The 18,118-nt window shown below is 49.5% G+C and carries 12 protein-coding genes; 7 read left to right on the top strand and 5 right to left on the bottom strand.

Translation table 11 applies throughout. The features are described from left to right. Positions 1-9 precede the first annotated feature (9 nt). Both ACXAFI_RS12100 and ACXAFI_RS12105 read right to left on the bottom strand, forming a co-directional pair. Entirely contained in the window at positions 10-2,826 is a 2,817-nt protein-coding gene (locus tag ACXAFI_RS12100) for a M16 family metallopeptidase (protein WP_475109007.1), read from the bottom strand. A 250-nt stretch (positions 2,827-3,076) separates the two neighbouring features. Next, the gene (locus ACXAFI_RS12105) at positions 3,077-4,165 is read right to left on the bottom strand and encodes a Glu/Leu/Phe/Val dehydrogenase dimerization domain-containing protein (protein WP_475109008.1); all 1,089 of its coding nucleotides are present in this window, start codon (positions 4,163-4,165) and stop codon (positions 3,077-3,079) included. A 348-nt stretch (positions 4,166-4,513) separates the two neighbouring features. Between ACXAFI_RS12105 and ACXAFI_RS12110 the strand changes: the two genes are divergently transcribed. Both ACXAFI_RS12110 and ACXAFI_RS12115 read left to right on the top strand, forming a co-directional pair. Beyond that, positions 4,514-6,481: a VacB/RNase II family 3'-5' exoribonuclease gene (locus ACXAFI_RS12110; RefSeq protein ID WP_475109009.1), complete on the top strand. Its 1,968-nt coding sequence runs from the start codon at positions 4,514-4,516 to the stop codon at positions 6,479-6,481. A gap of 116 nt (positions 6,482-6,597) precedes the next feature. Continuing rightward, the gene (locus ACXAFI_RS12115) at positions 6,598-8,070 is read left to right on the top strand and encodes an aminoacyl-histidine dipeptidase (protein ID WP_475109010.1); all 1,473 of its coding nucleotides are present in this window, start codon (positions 6,598-6,600) and stop codon (positions 8,068-8,070) included. An 861-nt stretch (positions 8,071-8,931) separates the two neighbouring features. On the opposite strand, the gene ACXAFI_RS12120 is transcribed toward ACXAFI_RS12115, so the two are convergent. The 3 genes from ACXAFI_RS12120 to ACXAFI_RS12130 form a co-directional block, all read right to left on the bottom strand. After that, positions 8,932-9,825 carry a polysaccharide deacetylase family protein gene (locus ACXAFI_RS12120; protein WP_475109011.1) on the bottom strand — a complete coding sequence of 298 codons (894 nt, stop codon included), beginning with the start codon at positions 9,823-9,825 and terminating at the stop codon, positions 8,932-8,934. Then, positions 9,825-10,706, bottom strand: a complete 882-nt coding sequence (locus ACXAFI_RS12125) for a GNAT family N-acetyltransferase (RefSeq protein ID WP_475109012.1) — start codon at positions 10,704-10,706, stop codon at positions 9,825-9,827. The genes ACXAFI_RS12120 and ACXAFI_RS12125 overlap by 1 nt, the downstream gene beginning before the upstream one ends. Before the next feature lie 100 nt (positions 10,707-10,806). Next, positions 10,807-11,889 carry a linear amide C-N hydrolase gene (locus ACXAFI_RS12130; protein ID WP_475109013.1) on the bottom strand — a complete coding sequence of 361 codons (1,083 nt, stop codon included), beginning with the start codon at positions 11,887-11,889 and terminating at the stop codon, positions 10,807-10,809. Positions 11,890-12,364: 475 nt separating this feature from the next. Here ACXAFI_RS12130 and ACXAFI_RS12135 point away from each other — a divergent pair, with 475 nt between their 5' ends. The 5 genes from ACXAFI_RS12135 (at position 12,365) to ACXAFI_RS12155 (ending at position 17,927) form a co-directional block, all read left to right on the top strand. Continuing rightward, positions 12,365-12,763 carry a VOC family protein gene (locus ACXAFI_RS12135; protein WP_152452696.1) on the top strand — a complete coding sequence of 133 codons (399 nt, stop codon included), beginning with the start codon at positions 12,365-12,367 and terminating at the stop codon, positions 12,761-12,763. A 427-nt stretch (positions 12,764-13,190) separates the two neighbouring features. Further along, a complete protein-coding gene (locus ACXAFI_RS12140) occupies positions 13,191-14,297 on the top strand; it encodes an alpha/beta hydrolase family protein (RefSeq protein WP_475109014.1) in 1,107 nt (368 codons plus the stop codon). A 95-nt stretch (positions 14,298-14,392) separates the two neighbouring features. Further along, complete coding sequence (locus ACXAFI_RS12145; protein WP_475109015.1) at positions 14,393-14,896, top strand: hypothetical protein; 504 nt, start codon at positions 14,393-14,395, stop codon at positions 14,894-14,896. A gap of 10 nt (positions 14,897-14,906) precedes the next feature. Next, positions 14,907-15,245, top strand: a complete 339-nt coding sequence (locus tag ACXAFI_RS12150; protein ID WP_475109016.1) for a hypothetical protein — start codon at positions 14,907-14,909, stop codon at positions 15,243-15,245. Positions 15,246-15,569: 324 nt separating this feature from the next. Beyond that, on the top strand, positions 15,570-17,927 hold the full coding sequence (locus tag ACXAFI_RS12155; RefSeq protein ID WP_475109017.1) for a TonB-dependent receptor domain-containing protein: 2,358 nt from the start codon (positions 15,570-15,572) through the stop codon (positions 17,925-17,927). The last annotated feature ends 191 nt before the right edge of the window (positions 17,928-18,118 follow it).

An 18,118-nucleotide genomic window follows, 5' to 3' on the forward strand; every position in this document is an offset into this window, starting at 1 on the left:
AATTTTTTATTAATCTTTAGTGGGTAAAACCTCCACCGGGCCGATATCCAGGGCTTCAACCTCTCCTTTAATCTTGTCCAGATCACCAACAATGACCCAGGTAAATTGATCCGGAGCGAGAAACTCCTGTGCCGAAGCCTCAACCTGCTCTTTCTTCAGCGCCGCAACCCGCTGGGGATATTCGGCGATGTAATCTTCTGGCAATCCTTTTTCCACCTGCCAGTTTATACTGGAGAGCAGCTGGCCCTTGGTTTGGAAACGAGCGCTCTGTTTAAGCACTTCATCGTTTCGGTAGTCCTCCAGCTCCTTTTCTGTGATCGGCCGATCAGCCAAATATTCTCGATATTCTTTGATCAACTCTTGGATTGCAGGGGCCGTTTTATCGGTCTGAACCGGGGCAAATAGAATGTAAGGTCGCTGGCCTTCGGTATCCATGGAAACCGCACGGGCACCATAAGACCAATGCTTATCCTCGCGCAGATTCATATTTACCCGGGAGGTAAACTTGCCGGCAATCGTATTTGCCATTGCCTCAAAGGCTTCCGCCCCCTTTGGCTGCCAGGGCGGCATGACCAGCCCGGCCATAATATAACTCTGCTGAGCGCCGGGGCGGTCCAGGAGATAAACCCTGGCCTTTTCCGGGCGCGTCACCTTGGCCACTTCAATCTTTGGCAGCTCCTGCTTAGGCGCCTTCCAGCCACCCAGAGTTTCATTCAGCAGCGGCTCAATCTCTTTTTCCGTTACATCACCAACGATGGTGAGCGTGGCGTTATCCGGGCGCACCCAGGTCTTTTGGAAATTCACCAGGTCTTCGCGGGTGATGGACTTGATGCCCTCAGGTGTGCCTGAGCCGGTCAAAGGGGCACCGTAAGGATGCTCGCTACCAAAGAGCAATGGCGGCAACTCGCGCAGAGCGAGCCCTTGCGGCTGCGCCTTTTCCTGAGCAATGGCATCCAAGCGATTGGACTTTACCCGCTCGAGATCGGATTCAGGGAAGCGGGGCTCTGTCACCACCTTGGCAAACAGCTCCAGGGAGGGTTTCAGTTGCGACTTGAGAGCACTCATGCTGATGGAGTTGTAATCCAGACCGCTACCTCCTCCGATACTAACTCCCAGTTCCTCGGCCCTGGCACTGAACTCGAGGCTGTCCAGATTTCCGGCGCCTTCATTCAGCATCTGTGCGGCCACTGAAGCGAGTCCGGGTTTGTTTTTATCTGCGGAGGCGCCACTGCGAAACTGCAAATTCATCAGTACAACCGGTGTATCGTGGCGCTCAGCCAAAACCACCCGAAGTCCATTTTTTAGAGTGAAATTCTGCTGTTTGGGCAATTCCAGCTCTACATTTTTATCGACCTCCGGCAGCTTACTGCGATCCGCACCCACTGTTGCCGCGGTGTACTGCTGCTGGGGCTCGATAATCAAGGTATAAGAGTCATCCTTAAGCCACTGCTCGGCGACGTCCTGCACCTCGCGGGCTGAAACCTTGGCATAGTCTTCGACGCCTTTCAGGAGTGCGCCAGGATCATCGTAATAAAATTCCGAGCGGGCCAGAATATCGCTCTTCCCCCCAAAACCACCGGTTTTTTCCAGGCCTTTAACCAAGTCGGCAAACTCGCCCTGCTTTACCCGGCGCAGCTCTTCTGCACTGACGCCGTTTTTGGCAAATTGCTGCAATTCCTTATTTAAAAGTTTTTCAACTCTATCGACAGACTGACCCGGTTTTACATCCACCACAATAATCAACTGCCCAGCCAACTGGCGGCCGTAGTAAAAAGCACTCACACTGGTGGCCACTTTTTCATCTCGAACCAAGCGGCGATACAGCAGAGAGTTTTTGCGGTTTGCCAGCAGGGAAGTCATCAACTCCAGCGCATGCTCTTCCTCGCTGCCAACTGCCGGCACATTCCAGACCTTATAAATACGGGTTTGCGGCACCTGATCGTATACCACCTCCCGCTTTTTCACCTGGGAGGGCAACTCCCAGTTTTTGATGCGGGGTTGCACCTTGGTACTGGGGATATCCGCGAAATATTTGCGCGCTTTGGCCATCGCTTCATCGACGCTGATATCACCGGCGATCACCAAGGTGGCGTTGGCCGGTTGATAGTGATCCGCAAACCACTTTTTAACGTCTTCGAGACTGGCATTGTCCAGGTCTTCCATAGAGCCGATCGGCGTCCATGAATAGGGGTGATCCGCGGGGAAGGTACTTTTGGCAATAATGTCGAAAGCCTTACCGTAGGGCGCATTTTCACCCTGACGCTTCTCGTTTTTTACCACCCCGCGCTGCTCATCGAGTACTTCCTGGGTAATAGCGCCCTGGAAATGCCCCATCCGGTCAGATTCCATCCATAGGGCCATATCCAGAGCACCCTTGGGGACGGTGGCAAAGTAATTGGTACGGTCGTTACTCGTGGTGCCGTTCATATCGGTGGCACCGGAGCGCTGGAAGGGTTCGAAGTACTCACCGGGGTAGTTCTCACTACCGTTGAACATCAAGTGTTCAAACAGGTGCGCAAAGCCGGTTTTACCTTTCGGCTCGTCTTTGGAACCCACTTTGTACCAGATATTGGTAGAGACAACCGGAGCCTTGCGATCCTCGTGCACAATCACAGTCAGTCCGTTGGGGAGAACTTCCTTGTGAAAAGGGATATCCAGTTGAGGGGGCGGCACGAAAGCTTTCTTATCAATAGCCGCATTTTTACTACTTGCAGCGGCTTCCTTGTCCACAGAAAGAGCGTGGGGCGTATTGTCCGTAGACTGGTCACAGCCGGCGAGACCGGCGGTAGCGATAACGATACTGAAGAACACTGGACGCAAGTCCATATTGTCACTCCCTAGTAATAACCGCGGATTCAGGATGGCAAGTTTAGGCCAGTATCCAATCCATTTACTGGCTAGCCTTCCGCAGTAATAAACCACAAACCTGGTACCAGAATGAGGTACCAGGTCACTACATCAATCTTCAGACAAAAAAATGGGCACTAAAGTGCCCAAATAAATACATCACAGAGAGAAGCGATGATGCCAATCGCCAGGGATCAGGTCATCGGCACATCTCCCGTGCCGAATTAGATTATGCTGCCACAGTGCCGGACTTGTTTTCCGTATCACCGGTCACGGAGTGGTGTCCAAAGCGTTCTTCAGCGATACGGTCGGCCACATGCGCTGTGGTCTCACCGGTCTCATCCGCGCGTTCAAACACTTCTTTCATGGTGCTGCCGATCTCTTCGATATGGGCACGCACCTCTGCGGCGTCGTAGTCACCCATTTGCTGGTAGTAAACGTCGATAATGCCACCGGCGTTGATCACGTAATCCGGCGCATACAAAATACCTTTCTCGCGCAGAGCAGCTGCATGGCGCTCCTCAGCCAGCTGGTTATTGGCTGCACCAGCCACAGCGCCCACTTTCAGGCGGGAAATGGTGTCGTCATTGAGGATGGCACCCATCGCGCATGGGGCAAACAGATCCACATCCAGATCGAAAATTTCATCGGCGGTAACGGCAATTGCACCCAACTCGGTTACTGCACGGTCGATATTGTCTTGGAATATATCGGTTACAAACAGCTCAGCACCGGCATCTTTCAGTAGTTTGCCCAGGCGGAAGCCCACGTTACCAACGCCCTGGATAGAAACTTTCAAGCCTGTGAGGTCTGTTTTGCCCCAGCGGTGCTCGACAGCAGCCTTGAGGCCGACAAACACACCGTATGCCGTGGAGGGAGAAGGGTCACCGCCGTATTCAGAGCCCGCAAACAGGCCGGATACGTACTCGGTGGTCTCACCGATAATGCTCATATCGGCAACACTGGTACCGGAGTCCTCGGCGGTGATATAGCGGCCGCCCAGGGTGTTGATGAACTCGCCCATAGCGCGCAATAGCTCGGGAGTCTTTTCCTTGCGAGGATCGCCGATAATGACTGATTTACCGCCGCCCAGCTTCAAACCTGCCATAGCGGACTTGTAGGTCATCCCACGGGACAGGCGCAGAACATCATTCAAAGCCTCGCCGTCATCGGCGTATGGCCACATGCGGCAGCCACCCAGGGAGGGACCTAAATTCGTATTGTGTACCGCGATAATTGCCTTGAGACCACTCTTAGCATCTTGGTAAAACGCCACTTGTTCGTGTTTATCGTAGGCGGAATGGGAAAAAATACTCATTAACTGTTCCTCTCCGGAAGGCCGGTTCTACAGCTGGGGAACAACCACAGCCCTTATCTGTTTTTATTTAGGGGTAAGATTATATCTAGCTTCGGCAGACAAAGTTTGCATATTTTGCACAGAACAGCGCTGTAATAGCTAAATTCTCACACAAATCATTATCTTTTAGGACAATTAACCTTACGGAAATATAGGGGGCCGTATAGTCATCAATCTTGACTGCTACTTCAACCTAGTACCTTTGCGCTGAATCAAACTGGGATATTTTCTCCTATCCCAGCACCCTGTTACCCGCTTCACCCTGGTCTGGTAGAATCCGCGCCTAAATCGACCCGAGAGATAAACTCGATGCTGAATGCCGACGCTCTGAAACAACTTTCACAACTGAAAACAGATATTCGCTCCAGTAAGGAGTTTGCCGAGGGCCGGGTTCGCGGCAGCAACGGCAAATTTGGCTTTGTGGAGCTGGAGGATGGACGCGAGGCTTTTCTGCCTCCCAATGAGATGGAACGGGTTTTCCCCGGTGATCGTGTTCGTGTCAGCCTCTCCGAAGAGAAGAAGGGCAAGCTCAACGCTGAGCTGGATGCCCTGATCGACAGCCAGCTGGATTACCTGGTGGGGCAATATGTACAGCGGGGCCAAGGGCATTTTATCCAGCCCAGCCAAAATGGTCTGTCTCGCTGGATCTTCCTGCCGCCCAAGGCCCGTGGCAAGGCCCAGCCCGGTGAGTTTATCGCCTGCAAAATCAATCGACACCCTTTTAAAGATGGCCGCGCCCAGGCAAAAGTGGAAACAGTCATTGGCAAACCCGATATCCCTGGTATCGAGCATGCCTATGTGGTCGCGCAATTCAAATTACCCGAGCAGTTTGGCCAGGCTGCAGAAGCCCAGGCACAGGAAATCAGCGCACAACTCACTTCAGTGATCGCTGAGCGCCAGGATCTGTCCGAGCTGGGTTTTGCCACTATCGATGCGGAAAGCACCCGCGATATGGATGACGCTCTCGCCGTCAGCACCCGCGACGGTGGCTGGACCCTGCATATCGCCATCGCCGACCCCTCCAGTGTGATTGAGGCCGGCAGCGCCCTGGACAAAGAGGCCTTCGCACGCGCTCACAGCCAATACCTGCCCGGTGAAACCCTGCCAATGCTGCCGCGCAACCTGTGTGAAAACCTGTTCTCCCTGGTACCTGGAGAACTGCGCCCAGCCCTGGTGGTTCATATCGATATCAACAGCGATGGCAGCCTGGGCGAAAGCCGCTACGAGTATGCCGCTATCAGCTCCCAGCACAAGCTGAGCTACATCCAGGTGAGCCAGTTTATCGAGGGCGACGAATCCGCTGTACCGGAAGAGCAGAAACAGAGCCTGCGCAACCTGGCTGCCGTTTATGAAGCCCGCTCTGCTTATCGCGCAAGTCACTCCCTGGCGATGGGAGACCGCCCTGACTACGAAATTCACCTCGACGACAAACGCAAGATCGCACGCATCGAAAAGCAGGAGCGCAATGTTGCTCAGCGCATGGTGGAAGAAGCCATGCTCGCTACCAATATCAGCATCGGCGGCAAACTGGCAGAGCTGCAACAGGGCTGTTTCTCGGTACACCTGGGCTTCCGTGAGGAGCGCATGGGTGAGGTGCGCAGCTTGCTTAAGGAGTTACTGCCCGAGCATGCAGAGAAAGACCTCAGCGAGCTGCCGCATTACCTGGCCCTGGTTAAGCACCTTGAAAGCCATGAAGATGCTCAGATGCAAAACCTGCTGGCGGTACTGAAGCGTATGCTGCGTCCCGGCCAGCTAGACAATAAAGCTGGGGCACACCTGGGCCTGGGTCTCGAATCCTACGCTACCGTGACCTCTCCTATCCGCAAGTACAATGACCTGCACAACCACCGGGTATTGCGTGCCGCCCTACAGGATGACACTGCCGTGGCGATGAGCGATGAGCAAATCGAATCCCTGCAGGAGAGCCTGATCCGCGGCCGCCAAGCCAATCGCGCTCTCGAGCAGTGGCTTTACACCCAATTTATGCAGGACAAAGTTGGACAAGAGTTCACTGGCAAGATCACCCTGGTCAATGGTGCCGGACTCGGTGTGCGCCTGGATGAATTTGGTATCGATGGGTTTATTCGCCTAAACGGGGATAAAAAGAACCTACCGAATTTTGACGGCAAGCACCTGACCCTCACTTACAACGAGCAAAGCTTCCAGCTAGAACAGGCTATCAAGGTCAAAGTTTCCTCTGTAGATATCGACAAGCGTCGCATCTCTCTCGAGCTTTTACAGGAGAGTTCGCCAGGCGACACAGCTGCAGATAAATAAGTTCAAAAAAACCCAAAGAGCCCAGCACCCGCTGGGCTCTTTACTGTTATGCCCAAACCGCCCAAATTTTAGGGCACTGCATAAAGCCACCCCATAACAATCACTCGAGGCCACCAATGAGCAATATTGCTGAGCTGAACCCCACACCACTATGGAAGCACTTCGCCAAGCTCTGCGAAATTCCCCGCCCATCCAAACATGAAGATCGCGTTGTCGAATACATTGTGGATTTTGCCAAGCATCGTGGTTTAGAGGTTCAGCTCGACGAGATCGGTAATGTCATCCTCAAGAAGCCGGCCACACCCGGCATGGAAAACCGCAAGACACTGGCCCTGCAAAGCCACGTAGATATGGTGCCGCAGAAAAATGCCGATACGGACCATGACTTTCTGACAGACCCGATCAAACCCTATGTCGATGGCGAGTGGGTTACCGCGGAAGGTACCACCCTGGGCGCCGACAATGGTATCGGTGTGGCTGCTATTCTCGCCCTGATGGAATCCACAGAGATACCCCATCCAGCCCTGGAAGCACTACTGACCATTGATGAAGAAGCGGGCATGACCGGAGCCAAAAACCTGAAGCCCGGTTATTTTGAAGCAGACTTGCTGTTGAATCTCGACACGGAAGATGAAGGGGAGCTCTACATCGGCTGTGCCGGTGGTGTCGATGTTAATGTCACCCTGCCCTACAGCGCCGAACCGTTGATGGCTGATGCTGTGGCTTTCAAACTGGCAGTGCGGGGTCTGCGCGGTGGACACTCCGGCCTGGATATCGACAAGGGCCGCGGTAATGCCAATAAAATCGCCAACCGCATTATTGATATCGCCCTTCGAGCCACCCCCCAATTACGTATTGCCAACCTCGACGGTGGCAGCCTGCGCAATGCCATTCCACGTGAGTCCTTCAGCACCCTAGTCGTACCTGGCAACGCGCAGAAACAGCTTCAGGAAATTGTTGAGAATGAGAGCGCTCAAATTGCTCGCGAACTCGATAACGAAGCAGCTTTGGAAATCTGCTTAGAAGTAACCGAAGCACCGGCGAATGTCATGGACGAAGCGAGTCAACTGAAGTTAATTCGTGCTGTTCGCGCCTGCCCCAATGGTGTAGAGCGTATGAGTACCGCTCTGGAGGGTATTGCCGACACATCTAACAACTTGGCCCGTGTGGTCACCCTGGAAAAAGACGGCCAGCACCAGATACACATCCAATGCCTGGTCCGCAGCCTGTCCGATAGTGCCCGAGATCAACACGGTCTTGATGTCGCCGCCACTTTCGAACTGGCCGGCGCACAAGCCAAGCTGGATAACGCCTACCCCGGTTGGACACCGAACCCAGCATCACCACTTCTTGCCATGATGAGGGAAGTGTACAAGGAAATGACTGGTGAAACTGCAGAAGTAAAAGTCATCCACGCCGGCCTGGAATGTGGACTTTTGGCCAAACCATACCCCAACTGGGATATGGTCTCCTTCGGCCCAACCATCCGCCGCGCCCATTCTCCAGAAGAGAGAGTGCATATCCAGAGTGTGGCCAACTTCTGGGATTACTTTATTAAAGTTGTCCAGGCCATTCCGGCTCATCAATAATTAGATGCTTAGTCTATTGACTAATCTCTAGTAGCACTCTCCTTATTCATTGCCTGCCCTTCAGAAACTATTTCTGAGAGCAGGCAATACCTACCAGTCCAGCTCGACCCAAAAGATTCAATCAACCTTATCAACTGTACTAATTGTCCGAAACCAAGAACAAGTAACAAGCAGGGTTTAAAAAACAAGGAGGTCATAAAAAGTATCACAGGATTCCACACTTATTGCTTAATGAGCATGATTAATCCAGTCTCTTACACGGCATATACCAGGGAAAAACCCGCTTAAGACAAGCAAAGACAGCTCACTCAAAGGTGCTGTAGAATTAAAACTACAGTTTGGCTATCATTTTTGAGTATTTTAAGGGAATAATATCTGTGAGAACTCTAACCCTATCTCTTTGCTCTCTCCTACTAACGGGATGCGGCACCTTCACCACCCTTTCCAGCACAGATCGTGAAATTTCTGCGAATTTGAAAAGGCAGAAGTCCAACTGTGAATCCATCCCGAGAGTCTACAGTGGGCTTTCTTACAATATGTGTAAAATGCATTCAGATAGTGAATCGATTAATGTCGACCTGCTTCTCGGTGTATACCTCTTAGATAGCGTACTATCTACCGCAACGGATACAGCCGTGCTCCCGTTCACTATCTACAATCAACACAAGAATGGCAACATTTCAGTCGCCAACGGGCAGTATTAGCGAGAACAACTTAGCCAGTAAGAAAAAATTTTAGTCAGCTGGCAGATCTATAATCCCTCGATAGCTGCCAGCCTCCTGCCAAAAGAAACTCCCATCTCCAAAACCCCAATAGATATTGCACTACCAGGAATATTATGAGATTCATCATTCACCCGTTCTAAGGCGGATATTGAGAAATCCAATGTCTGGCAATGTCTGCCCTTCGACAAATCCATACTTTTTCGTGATTAAGGATATAATCCAGAAAACGGATCAAAGCCATGGCTCGAGCCGGGTGACCACTGATACGACTATGCAATCCAACCGTCAACATTTTTGCCTGACTCTCCCCCTCCTGCCAGAGAAGATCAAAACTATCCTTTAAAAGATGGAAAAACTCATTTGAAGAGGCGCAGCCGTTTGGAAGAAGATATCGAACATCATTACTTACAAGGGTATAGGGAATAATTAACCAAGGATTTGGCGTATTGCTCCAATAAGGTAAGTCATCACTGTAGGAGTCCGAACTATAGAGTAAGTCCGGCATTTCCCCGAGGAGTCTACGACTGTTTACACTAGTGCGGCCGATATACCAGCCAATTTCTTTCTCTCCAGTCAGTCTTTCAATACTTTTACCCGTTTTTTGTATATGCTCACGCTCAATCTCTTCGCCAATGTGCCGATAATCTAACCAGCGATACCCATGTCCAGCGAGCTCATGACCTGCAGCTACCAAGGTTTTTGCTAGGATTGGGTTTAATTCCAGAGCCAATCCACAAGCAAATACCGTTAGCGGAAGATTATGAGAGTTAAAAATATTGAGAATACGCCATACACCTGCCCGACTGCCATACTCATACATGCTTTCAACACTGAGGTCTCTTTCCCCTAAGCGTGACTCCCTACCGAAAAGTTCATGTAGATAGGCTTCAGATTGATCATCGCCATTTAATACACAAGATTCAGCGCCCTCTTCAATATTCAGCACAAATTGAACCGCTATCCTGGCTCCATTTGGCCACCTGGGATCAGGGGGATGCCCAACATAGCCTTGCAGATCGCGCTCGATCATCAACCCAACTCAAAGGTGGTCACGCCAAAAACCCGCTCATTGGCAATATCAGGCTTAGGGCCAAGATACATACGTGCGCAACCGAAAACCTCTTTCATATTATATTTTTTCACCAAAGCCATAGCTTCTGGATTATTTTCTGGCACATCCAAAAATATTGGGCCACCTTCCACAGAACTGGATAACTCTCTCAATAGAGCTTCGGCCAATTCACCGCTATTGGCAAATAAGGGCCCAACCTTATAACCATCTGCGCAGCGACGAATAACCCCATAACCACAGAGTTCTCCCGATAGCATCAGACCTAAAGCCTGAACGTCCTCCTGATTCAACCAAGTACGCAGGAATTTCTCCCTCCGCGCAGGGAAGCAAGTCAGGTCATATTGAAGTAGCTGATCAAAAGGAATATCAGCGAGAGGACAAATCTCATAATCGCTCGCACCATTTATTGCTTTTATAGATTTGCTTAGAGGTTTATCCATACTGAAGCGCAGGTTGCAATGGGAGAATTCAAAACCTCCTTCCCCATAGAAATCCTGCATTTGAAATGCGGCATCCAGACCCACGGAGGCTCCCGGAGATAATCGCTCAAGCATTCGTTGACGACGGTGGTACCAGAGCTTACGACCAAAGCCCAATCCGCGATATTCTGGCTTTACGATGAAAAAACCCATAAAACCATATTTTCCCTCATAAGAGGTTACGGAGCCCCCACCAATCATATTTTCCTGAACCAGTGCTGCGATAAATGCTTCTGAATCCGCCTGCCAAAAAGCTTCAGCGTCATGTACTCCCGGGTTCCACCCCTCTTGAGCTGCCCAGTTCACCAAGACATCGACTTCAGGGCGCTGCATATTACGCATGATCATTGTATCTTTCATATCCACCCCTATATATAAAAACGCAACCTAGCGCACTCTCGAAAGTGCACTTTAAAGCCTACTCTAAAGCCCTCTAACAGTAGCTTCCTGTCAAGAAATCTTAACTTTTTGGTGCAAGAAATTTAAACGGTGTTGCCGGTTTTAATTGCGAGGAGATCTCCCCCCCAATATCGCTGGGAGTATCCATCTTCAAGGACAAAACCTTCGCCCCACTTTTGAAATCTAAATTACTGAAGTCTAACCATACTACCGAGGGGTTAATCACAGAATCAAAGTAATAACGCATCTTCTTTTGATCTATGACTGAACGCCAAAGTGTCGAGGCAATATTAGGTTTTCCTGGACTACTCATCCCCAAAGGTACACTGATAGCGCGCACCTGAGAAAATACAGAAGCAATTGCATCGCGACGATCCCTAAACTTTGGAGAAGACTTAAGAGCAAAACTGGCACGAACAAATCGATCAGCAGCACTTATGGTTCCCGGTAAAAAATTATCACCGCCTATTTGACTCCAGTAGGTATTAATCGCAAGTTGTTGATCATATACCGGGGAGTTCGTCATCACCTTGTACTGTTTACCATGGTGTACTTGTAACTTCCCATTGATATACTCAAATATGGCTGAATCTCCACTGGGATCAGAAATTGCAATATGCGCCGAGGCTGGAGAACCATCAGGTAGATTAGCCCCAACCACTGTAAACGGGTCGGCTTCCATGGCCTTAACTACTTCATCAACGGTTGCGTAATTATCCAGAATATATTGGAGCCATGCACCAACCGAGATTGTTGGTTTACCACGTTTTTTGGGGTTTCCATAATCAGCTTCAGCCAAATAGAGAAGGTTTCCAACCAACCCAGCCTCATTAAGCCCATCGGAAGTTGCCGCCTCATAAATACTAATCACTACCGAACCATATTTTGAAGTCCAAGTTATTGATCCCTCCCCTACACCACCGTTTCTTTGCATCCCTTTAGGAAACAGCCAAAAATCCATTGCCGCCTTGGTATCATTCCAGTCCATGCTTCGCCCAGTAATATAACCTCCATCACCAGACTCATAAAAAATTCTGGTACATGCACTAGCATCTCCAAGACTCAAACCAACAGTTAGAGCCAAAGCACCACCCAACAGGTTGCGAACAAATTTTTTGGCAACACCTTTTTTATTGATATCCATATCTAAAATTCCTCTTGAATACATTCCCCATATTTTGACGAACCAATTCACAGCGCCTATTCACAGTCCCTATTGGAGATTGGCGGCAAATCAAAGGATCTTCAAAGGCCAATTCTAGCTTTAGCAGGTAATAATAAATGGCTCTAAGAAGAAGGGGGCGAAACTGATTCAGCCACCCCCCCCTAATCTACCTAACACCCCAATAAAGGCGCTTAAACACTCATTTTCAATCAGATTGCAGCCATTCGCCTTGGCGGCCTAACTCTTCAGCAAGGCTCGCCCCTTAAAATAAGATAAATATCAGCGTATTATTTCACTCATAACAAATCTTTAGATATCTGTGTAATTACAAGCAGCTTGGCAGGTCATTCTTCTTTGTGGCTTTACCCCGTTCAGACTGTTGTAATATTCAATGCCATAACGTTGATCAATATGGCTCACTGTGATCAGCAGCTAATCGAGAAGGAGGCGCTTAATGAAGGCTATAGGAAGACTGGTTATTCTTGTTAAAGACTACGAAGAAGCTATTGTATTTTACCGGGATAAACTTGGCTTCGAGGTATTTGTTGACTCTGAGACACCCCCACTAAGATTTGTTCACCTGCGCCTCCCCCAACAAAAAGATATGGGAATATGGCTTCTACAGGCCTCCTCCAATGCACAATTGGAACAGGTGGGCAGACAGACCGCAGGCCAACCCTGCGCGGTTATTTACACAGAGGACTTCGAAAACGAATATCAACGCCTGAGAGGGAATGGGGTGAAGTTTACAAAACCTAGACTCTCTGATTCCAGTGCTGAATTTGCGCACTTTGAAGATCTTTATGGTAATGAGTTTGTACTCGTACATCTGAAAGCAGAGGTTGTTGATTAACCCGTTTTTACTTTCAAACTTGCCATTACTATCACTTATCTGAGGTAGTAGGAATCACTATTAGTACATCTCTGCGCCCAATATCAGCGTTTAACTCCATCATCAGGGTACAAACCCTATTATTAAAAAACTTCCTGTTTACATCCCTTTCCCTATCACATATAAATCGAACAAGACTCGCGCTATGAGTACCAATTCCCATAATTTTCACGCCTCTTGATCTGATTATCGCTTAGTGCAGATCAAAATTTCAGCACTGGCTGTGCCATGATCAGCCCAACGCTAGTGCGTTATAGAATAGAAGGAAGGTTGTTTCTTAACAGAATATCAATTGGAAAAATATACGGCCTATACAGGCCATTGAGCCCCGGGCGCCAACTCCAAGAAAGAAGAAGCCCGAGGCTCAATACAATCATTTGGAAGTATTATGAAAAGAAACCTGATTATGCTGGTCCCTGGGCTTACCAGGGTCACCAGCACCGCACAACTTTCAGAATTTACCGAGGGTTTGATCGCTGCAAGTGAACGCATGCCCCTCGCCCATATAGCCGCTCCCTCTATTCCCCCTGGGGTTCAGCGCCTGCGAACCACCGCAGCCGGCCAAGAGATAGAACTGGACCTCGTTGAAGCCTACTGGAACGACCTGGTACCTAGCATCACTCAGCAGACACTGAAGACACGCCTCGCTAGGGGCTTTTCGCTCATTTGGTTCTGGCTCGCAAACCTGCATATTTGGAAAGGGGTATTGCGGCGTAAGTACCTAACTTTTGGACTCACCCTGTCTGCGCTAGCTTTCATTGTTTGGTACCTAGGTACCATTATCTTATTCGTAGAAGCCATAGAGCCCGCGGCGGATAGTCCGTTCTTCCCTTTAGTAGAGGAACTTAAAAAATCTGTTGAATATATAGGCGGTTGGCGGATCTGGGCAGTGGCAACAGCAGTTGTAGCCCTAATGCCTGTTTCCCTGCTGGTAGATATCTCAGATTTCTGTAAGCGTTACTTAACGAATGAACCCGCAGCCCGCGGCAAACCCGCAGTACGCTTTGAGATTATTCGGCGCGTACGCGAGCAACTGCAGAGTAGCCTTGCCCTGGGGGACTATGAATCGGTGACCATTGTTGGCCATAGCTTTGGTAGTGTCGTCACCGTGGACCTGCTTGCAGATCTCCCTTCCTTCGGTACTCCTGTGCGTATTCTAACTATGGGCTCTTTAATCGAAGTTCTAGGTAAGCAGGCTCCCTGGCTGCAAAATGAGGTTCTGGAGCTATCCCAGCGCGATGACTTGATCGAATGGATTGATATCAAATCCCACTCAGACTGGTTTGCCAGTGGCTCAGCCGTACCAGAGGTGCATAATTGTTATGAGAAGGTTATCGGCTCCTATGGTACTTTCCCAGATAAAATTGCGGCAAAAGTACATTCTCGCTATTTCGACAACCAGGAAGCGGTCAGGCTTCTGTTGTCATATTTTGAGCGGCAGGAATCCAGTAAGGTTGGCTCCACTGAAAGTGAACCAGCCATGGAGCCATCTTAAAATACTCTGAGGAATGGCAGCTACCCAAACAGCTGCCGCTAACGCATAACAGAAACCACAATACTTACAACACGCCAACAGCAAGGAGAGTGCAGATGTTGTCCACCCCGTCCCAGGTAGCGTCAGCTCTATTTTACCTAGTGCTAACTCTAGTCATCAGTGGATGTTCCCAGCTGGCTCCCAGATATGATGCGGAGCTCTATTCAGACTTAACCGAGGTGAACGCTGAAATCCTGCAGTTCTTTTCCTCGGTTTCCCACGGCACCAGTAAAGACTCTTATGCGGAGAGAAATCAAAATTACCATGCCTTAATTGGCAAGATCGATGCCCTGGCAATGCAATCCAACACTCGGCCAATCCCGAATAAGGATACACTCAAGAAAATCAACAATTATCTCAATTCCACGGGAGCAGATATCGCCTTTAACGAACAGCCACCCAGTGTCGATTCTCTGGAAAAAATTTCCTTGAGCCTAAATCGTATGCGTAAGGAAGATGAGGACAAAGGGCTTCGCGCTACAGTTGTAGCTCTTTTCAAAAATGAAATAGTCATTTCTATGGACCAGGCTCTAACCTACGAATCATTTCTAAACCGTTGAGGACTTTGCCATGACACTGGACGTAACCCAATTAATATCCGATATAAAAGATGCAGCCTCTACTGTTATTGAGCATGACGTCACTGAAATTCGCGGTTTTTCAGATCGTCAGTTATCGGCGTTGGCTTTACAGGCAAAAATGATTGCCAAAGCCATTGCCGAAGGGGAAATCGATGATGACCTGAGAGATTACTTTCTGGACTCTATTGAGGATATGGCCTTGAATTTTGCCAAAACCCTGCGCGGCCTCCTCGCCATAACCATAGAGAAAGTCTGGAATGCAGTTGTGCGAGTAATTTGGAATGCACTGGAAGCTTGCACAGGGATTTCTCTGAAGATCGCCTCCTGACGGCTCATAGTCACCCTTTCCCCATCCTTCCCATAGCTGAGGTGAATCATCTGTGGGAAGCGGCCAATACGGCTCACTTTCCTTTTAACTGAGCTTTCTTACACACTTGTCAAGTCCTTCCCCCTTTTTCTTACTTTATTCAATCGCCTGCATTAGCACCTCCTGACTCCAACGCTATCCCTATCTCTTCACAATTTGGTCAAAAGAGTTTCACAGGTCTGTAAGGAATTTTTCATCAGAAGCCGTCAATGTACGCGCAAAACGCGCCGGGCATATAAATACCCCGCGACGGAAATAATTTGATAACAAATAAAGAGTTACCCGATGAATACCAGAAGAAACTGCCTCGCTTCGGCTATTGCTATTATCACTCTGACCAACGCAAACTCTTTAATAGCGCAGCAGTCTAGTAGTGGCCAAATAGAGGAAGTGGTTGTTTTGGGGGCAAGCGCTACTTTTAACAGCAGTGAAGTCTCCGAAGCTATGCGCAAACAGCAGTCCTCTATAACCAGTGTGAATGCATTGATCGACAATCTGCCCGGGGTCTCTGTCAACGAAGGCGATACTTACGGTTTTGATGACTGGTCTACCAATATCAGCGTGCGGGGATTTAGCAACAGTCTGGATGAGCAGCAAATCGGTACTACAATAGATGGCATTCCCAATGGCGGGTCCAATTATGGCGGGGGCTCCAAGGCAAATCGCTTCGTGGATCCCGCCAATATCGGCTCGGTGGAAGTATCCCAAGGTACCGGAGACATTGCCTCTCGCTCCCATGAAGCCCTAGGTGGCACCATTGATTACCGCACTGACGACCCAGTCGATCATCGCCGCAGCCGTATGGAACTTGCCGCCGGGGAATTCGATGCGAGACGCCTCTACTACCGTTTCGATACCGGCACCTTTGCCGGCAATACTAAAGCCTGGATTTCCTATTCCACTCAGGAAGCCACCGACTGGATCACTGAAACGGCCGAGAATGAACGTGACCATATCGCCGCTAAACTGGTAACCGGATTGGAGAGAGGCTCTATCAAAGCCTATATTTCCTACGATGATATTCACGAGGACAATTACCAGCGGGTTTACTCAAATGCACAATTTGAAGAGCACCCGGAAAATGATTTCCTCAGTGGCGAATGGACCGGAATTCCGTATAACGACCAACTTTATCGCCGCGGCTGGTCCACCATCCGCGAGAACCTGCTGGCCTACACCCAATTAGATTTTGACCTATTTGACCAACTCAATATAGAAGGCGGAATCTACTATCACCGCAATGAAGGACGCGGAGACTGGGTACCCCCTTATCTGGTCAATATCACTGATGATGGCAATAACGGCCAATCCGAGTTCCTAGGGGGGACCACAGCAACTGGAGGTACTCAACTAGAAAAGATTTATTTTGTAGATGCCAGAGGCAATGCTCTCACGCCTAAGGAAAATTGTTCCTTCTCAGTGAATAATATTTATGGCCCCTCTGGGAAGGAGTACGATCCGCGCTGCTATTCCGCTGACGCCATCCCCGTAATGTCTTATCGTCATACGCATTATGAAAAAGAACGCGCAGGCCTGACGCTGGACTTTACCCACAACAGCCTTATTGCCGGTTATGAAAATAGCCTGCGCGGCGGAATCTGGTATGAAGATGCCACCCGTGATGAATACCGTGACTGGCATAAGATCAGCGATGCCAGCCGAGGTGCCGGCTTCAATGCCTCCCCCTATTGGATTCAGTACGATCGCAGCTACCCTCAGGAAACCCAAAAGTGGTACCTGCAAGATGCTCTCACCATTGATACTGTCACCTTGACCCTGGGGGCCAAGCAGTTCTTTGTGGATGTAGAGCGCAAGGATTTATTTAATGAATCCCCTAATGCAACTATCAATTCCGACTCCGATATCCTGATATCCACCGGCCTCACCTGGGAAACCCCTTTAGAGGGTATCGAGTTATTTGCCGGTTATGCCGAAAACTTTAAGGCTATTGGCGATAGTATCCTGGAACGACCAGAATCCGATTTGGATAACATTGAACCAGAAACTTCCGAAACTATCGAAATCGGCCTGCGCTATGCCGGTGATAATCTGACCTTAACCAGCACCTATTTCGAGAATGAGTTTGAGAATCGTATCATTTTCCTGGATAACAACAGTGCCAGCGGCCAAAACTACCTAATCGGCACCAATGGTACTTACTTTAACGCCGGGGGAATCGAATCCAGTGGCTTGGAGTTATCACTGGATTACGACATCAGTGATTCGCTAAACCTTTATACCTCCTATACCCAGATCGACGCCACCTATATCGGTACAGATGATGCCGCCGTGGACGAAACATTGGGCCTCACCCCTGGTAATGATGTTGTAGGTATTGCTGATCACCTGCTCGTAATCGGCCTGGATTGGAACTCAGAAATCTTTTACGGCGGTATTTCCAGTAAATATACCGGTGATCGCCATGTTGACCTGGACAACACCTGGGTAGCCGACGCCTATATGGTGACCGATGCCTATCTCGGCCTGGATCTAGTAGATCTCAACCCGGCCCTCAGTGGGTTGAACCTCAATCTTGTAGTCAACAACCTATTTGATGAGGATTACCTGGGCACAGTGGTGTCCGGGGGAGCCTGGATAGGCGCACCGCGTACTGTCTCCCTATCTGCCACCCTAGATTTCTAAATCTGCACCAGACTCCAGGCATCTCTTCGTTGGCTGCCTGGAGTCTATCCGCGCAAACCTTCAATAATCGCCAAGTTAATCCACTCACTTCTTTATCAGCCGGGTTAATATCTATAAACGCCCAGCGGTTCAATGGCACATTACCAAACAAAGAATAATATATTAGGACTATGCCCGCAGAGGACTCCTTA

Source organism: Microbulbifer sp. ABH2_005 (assembly GCF_056160005.1).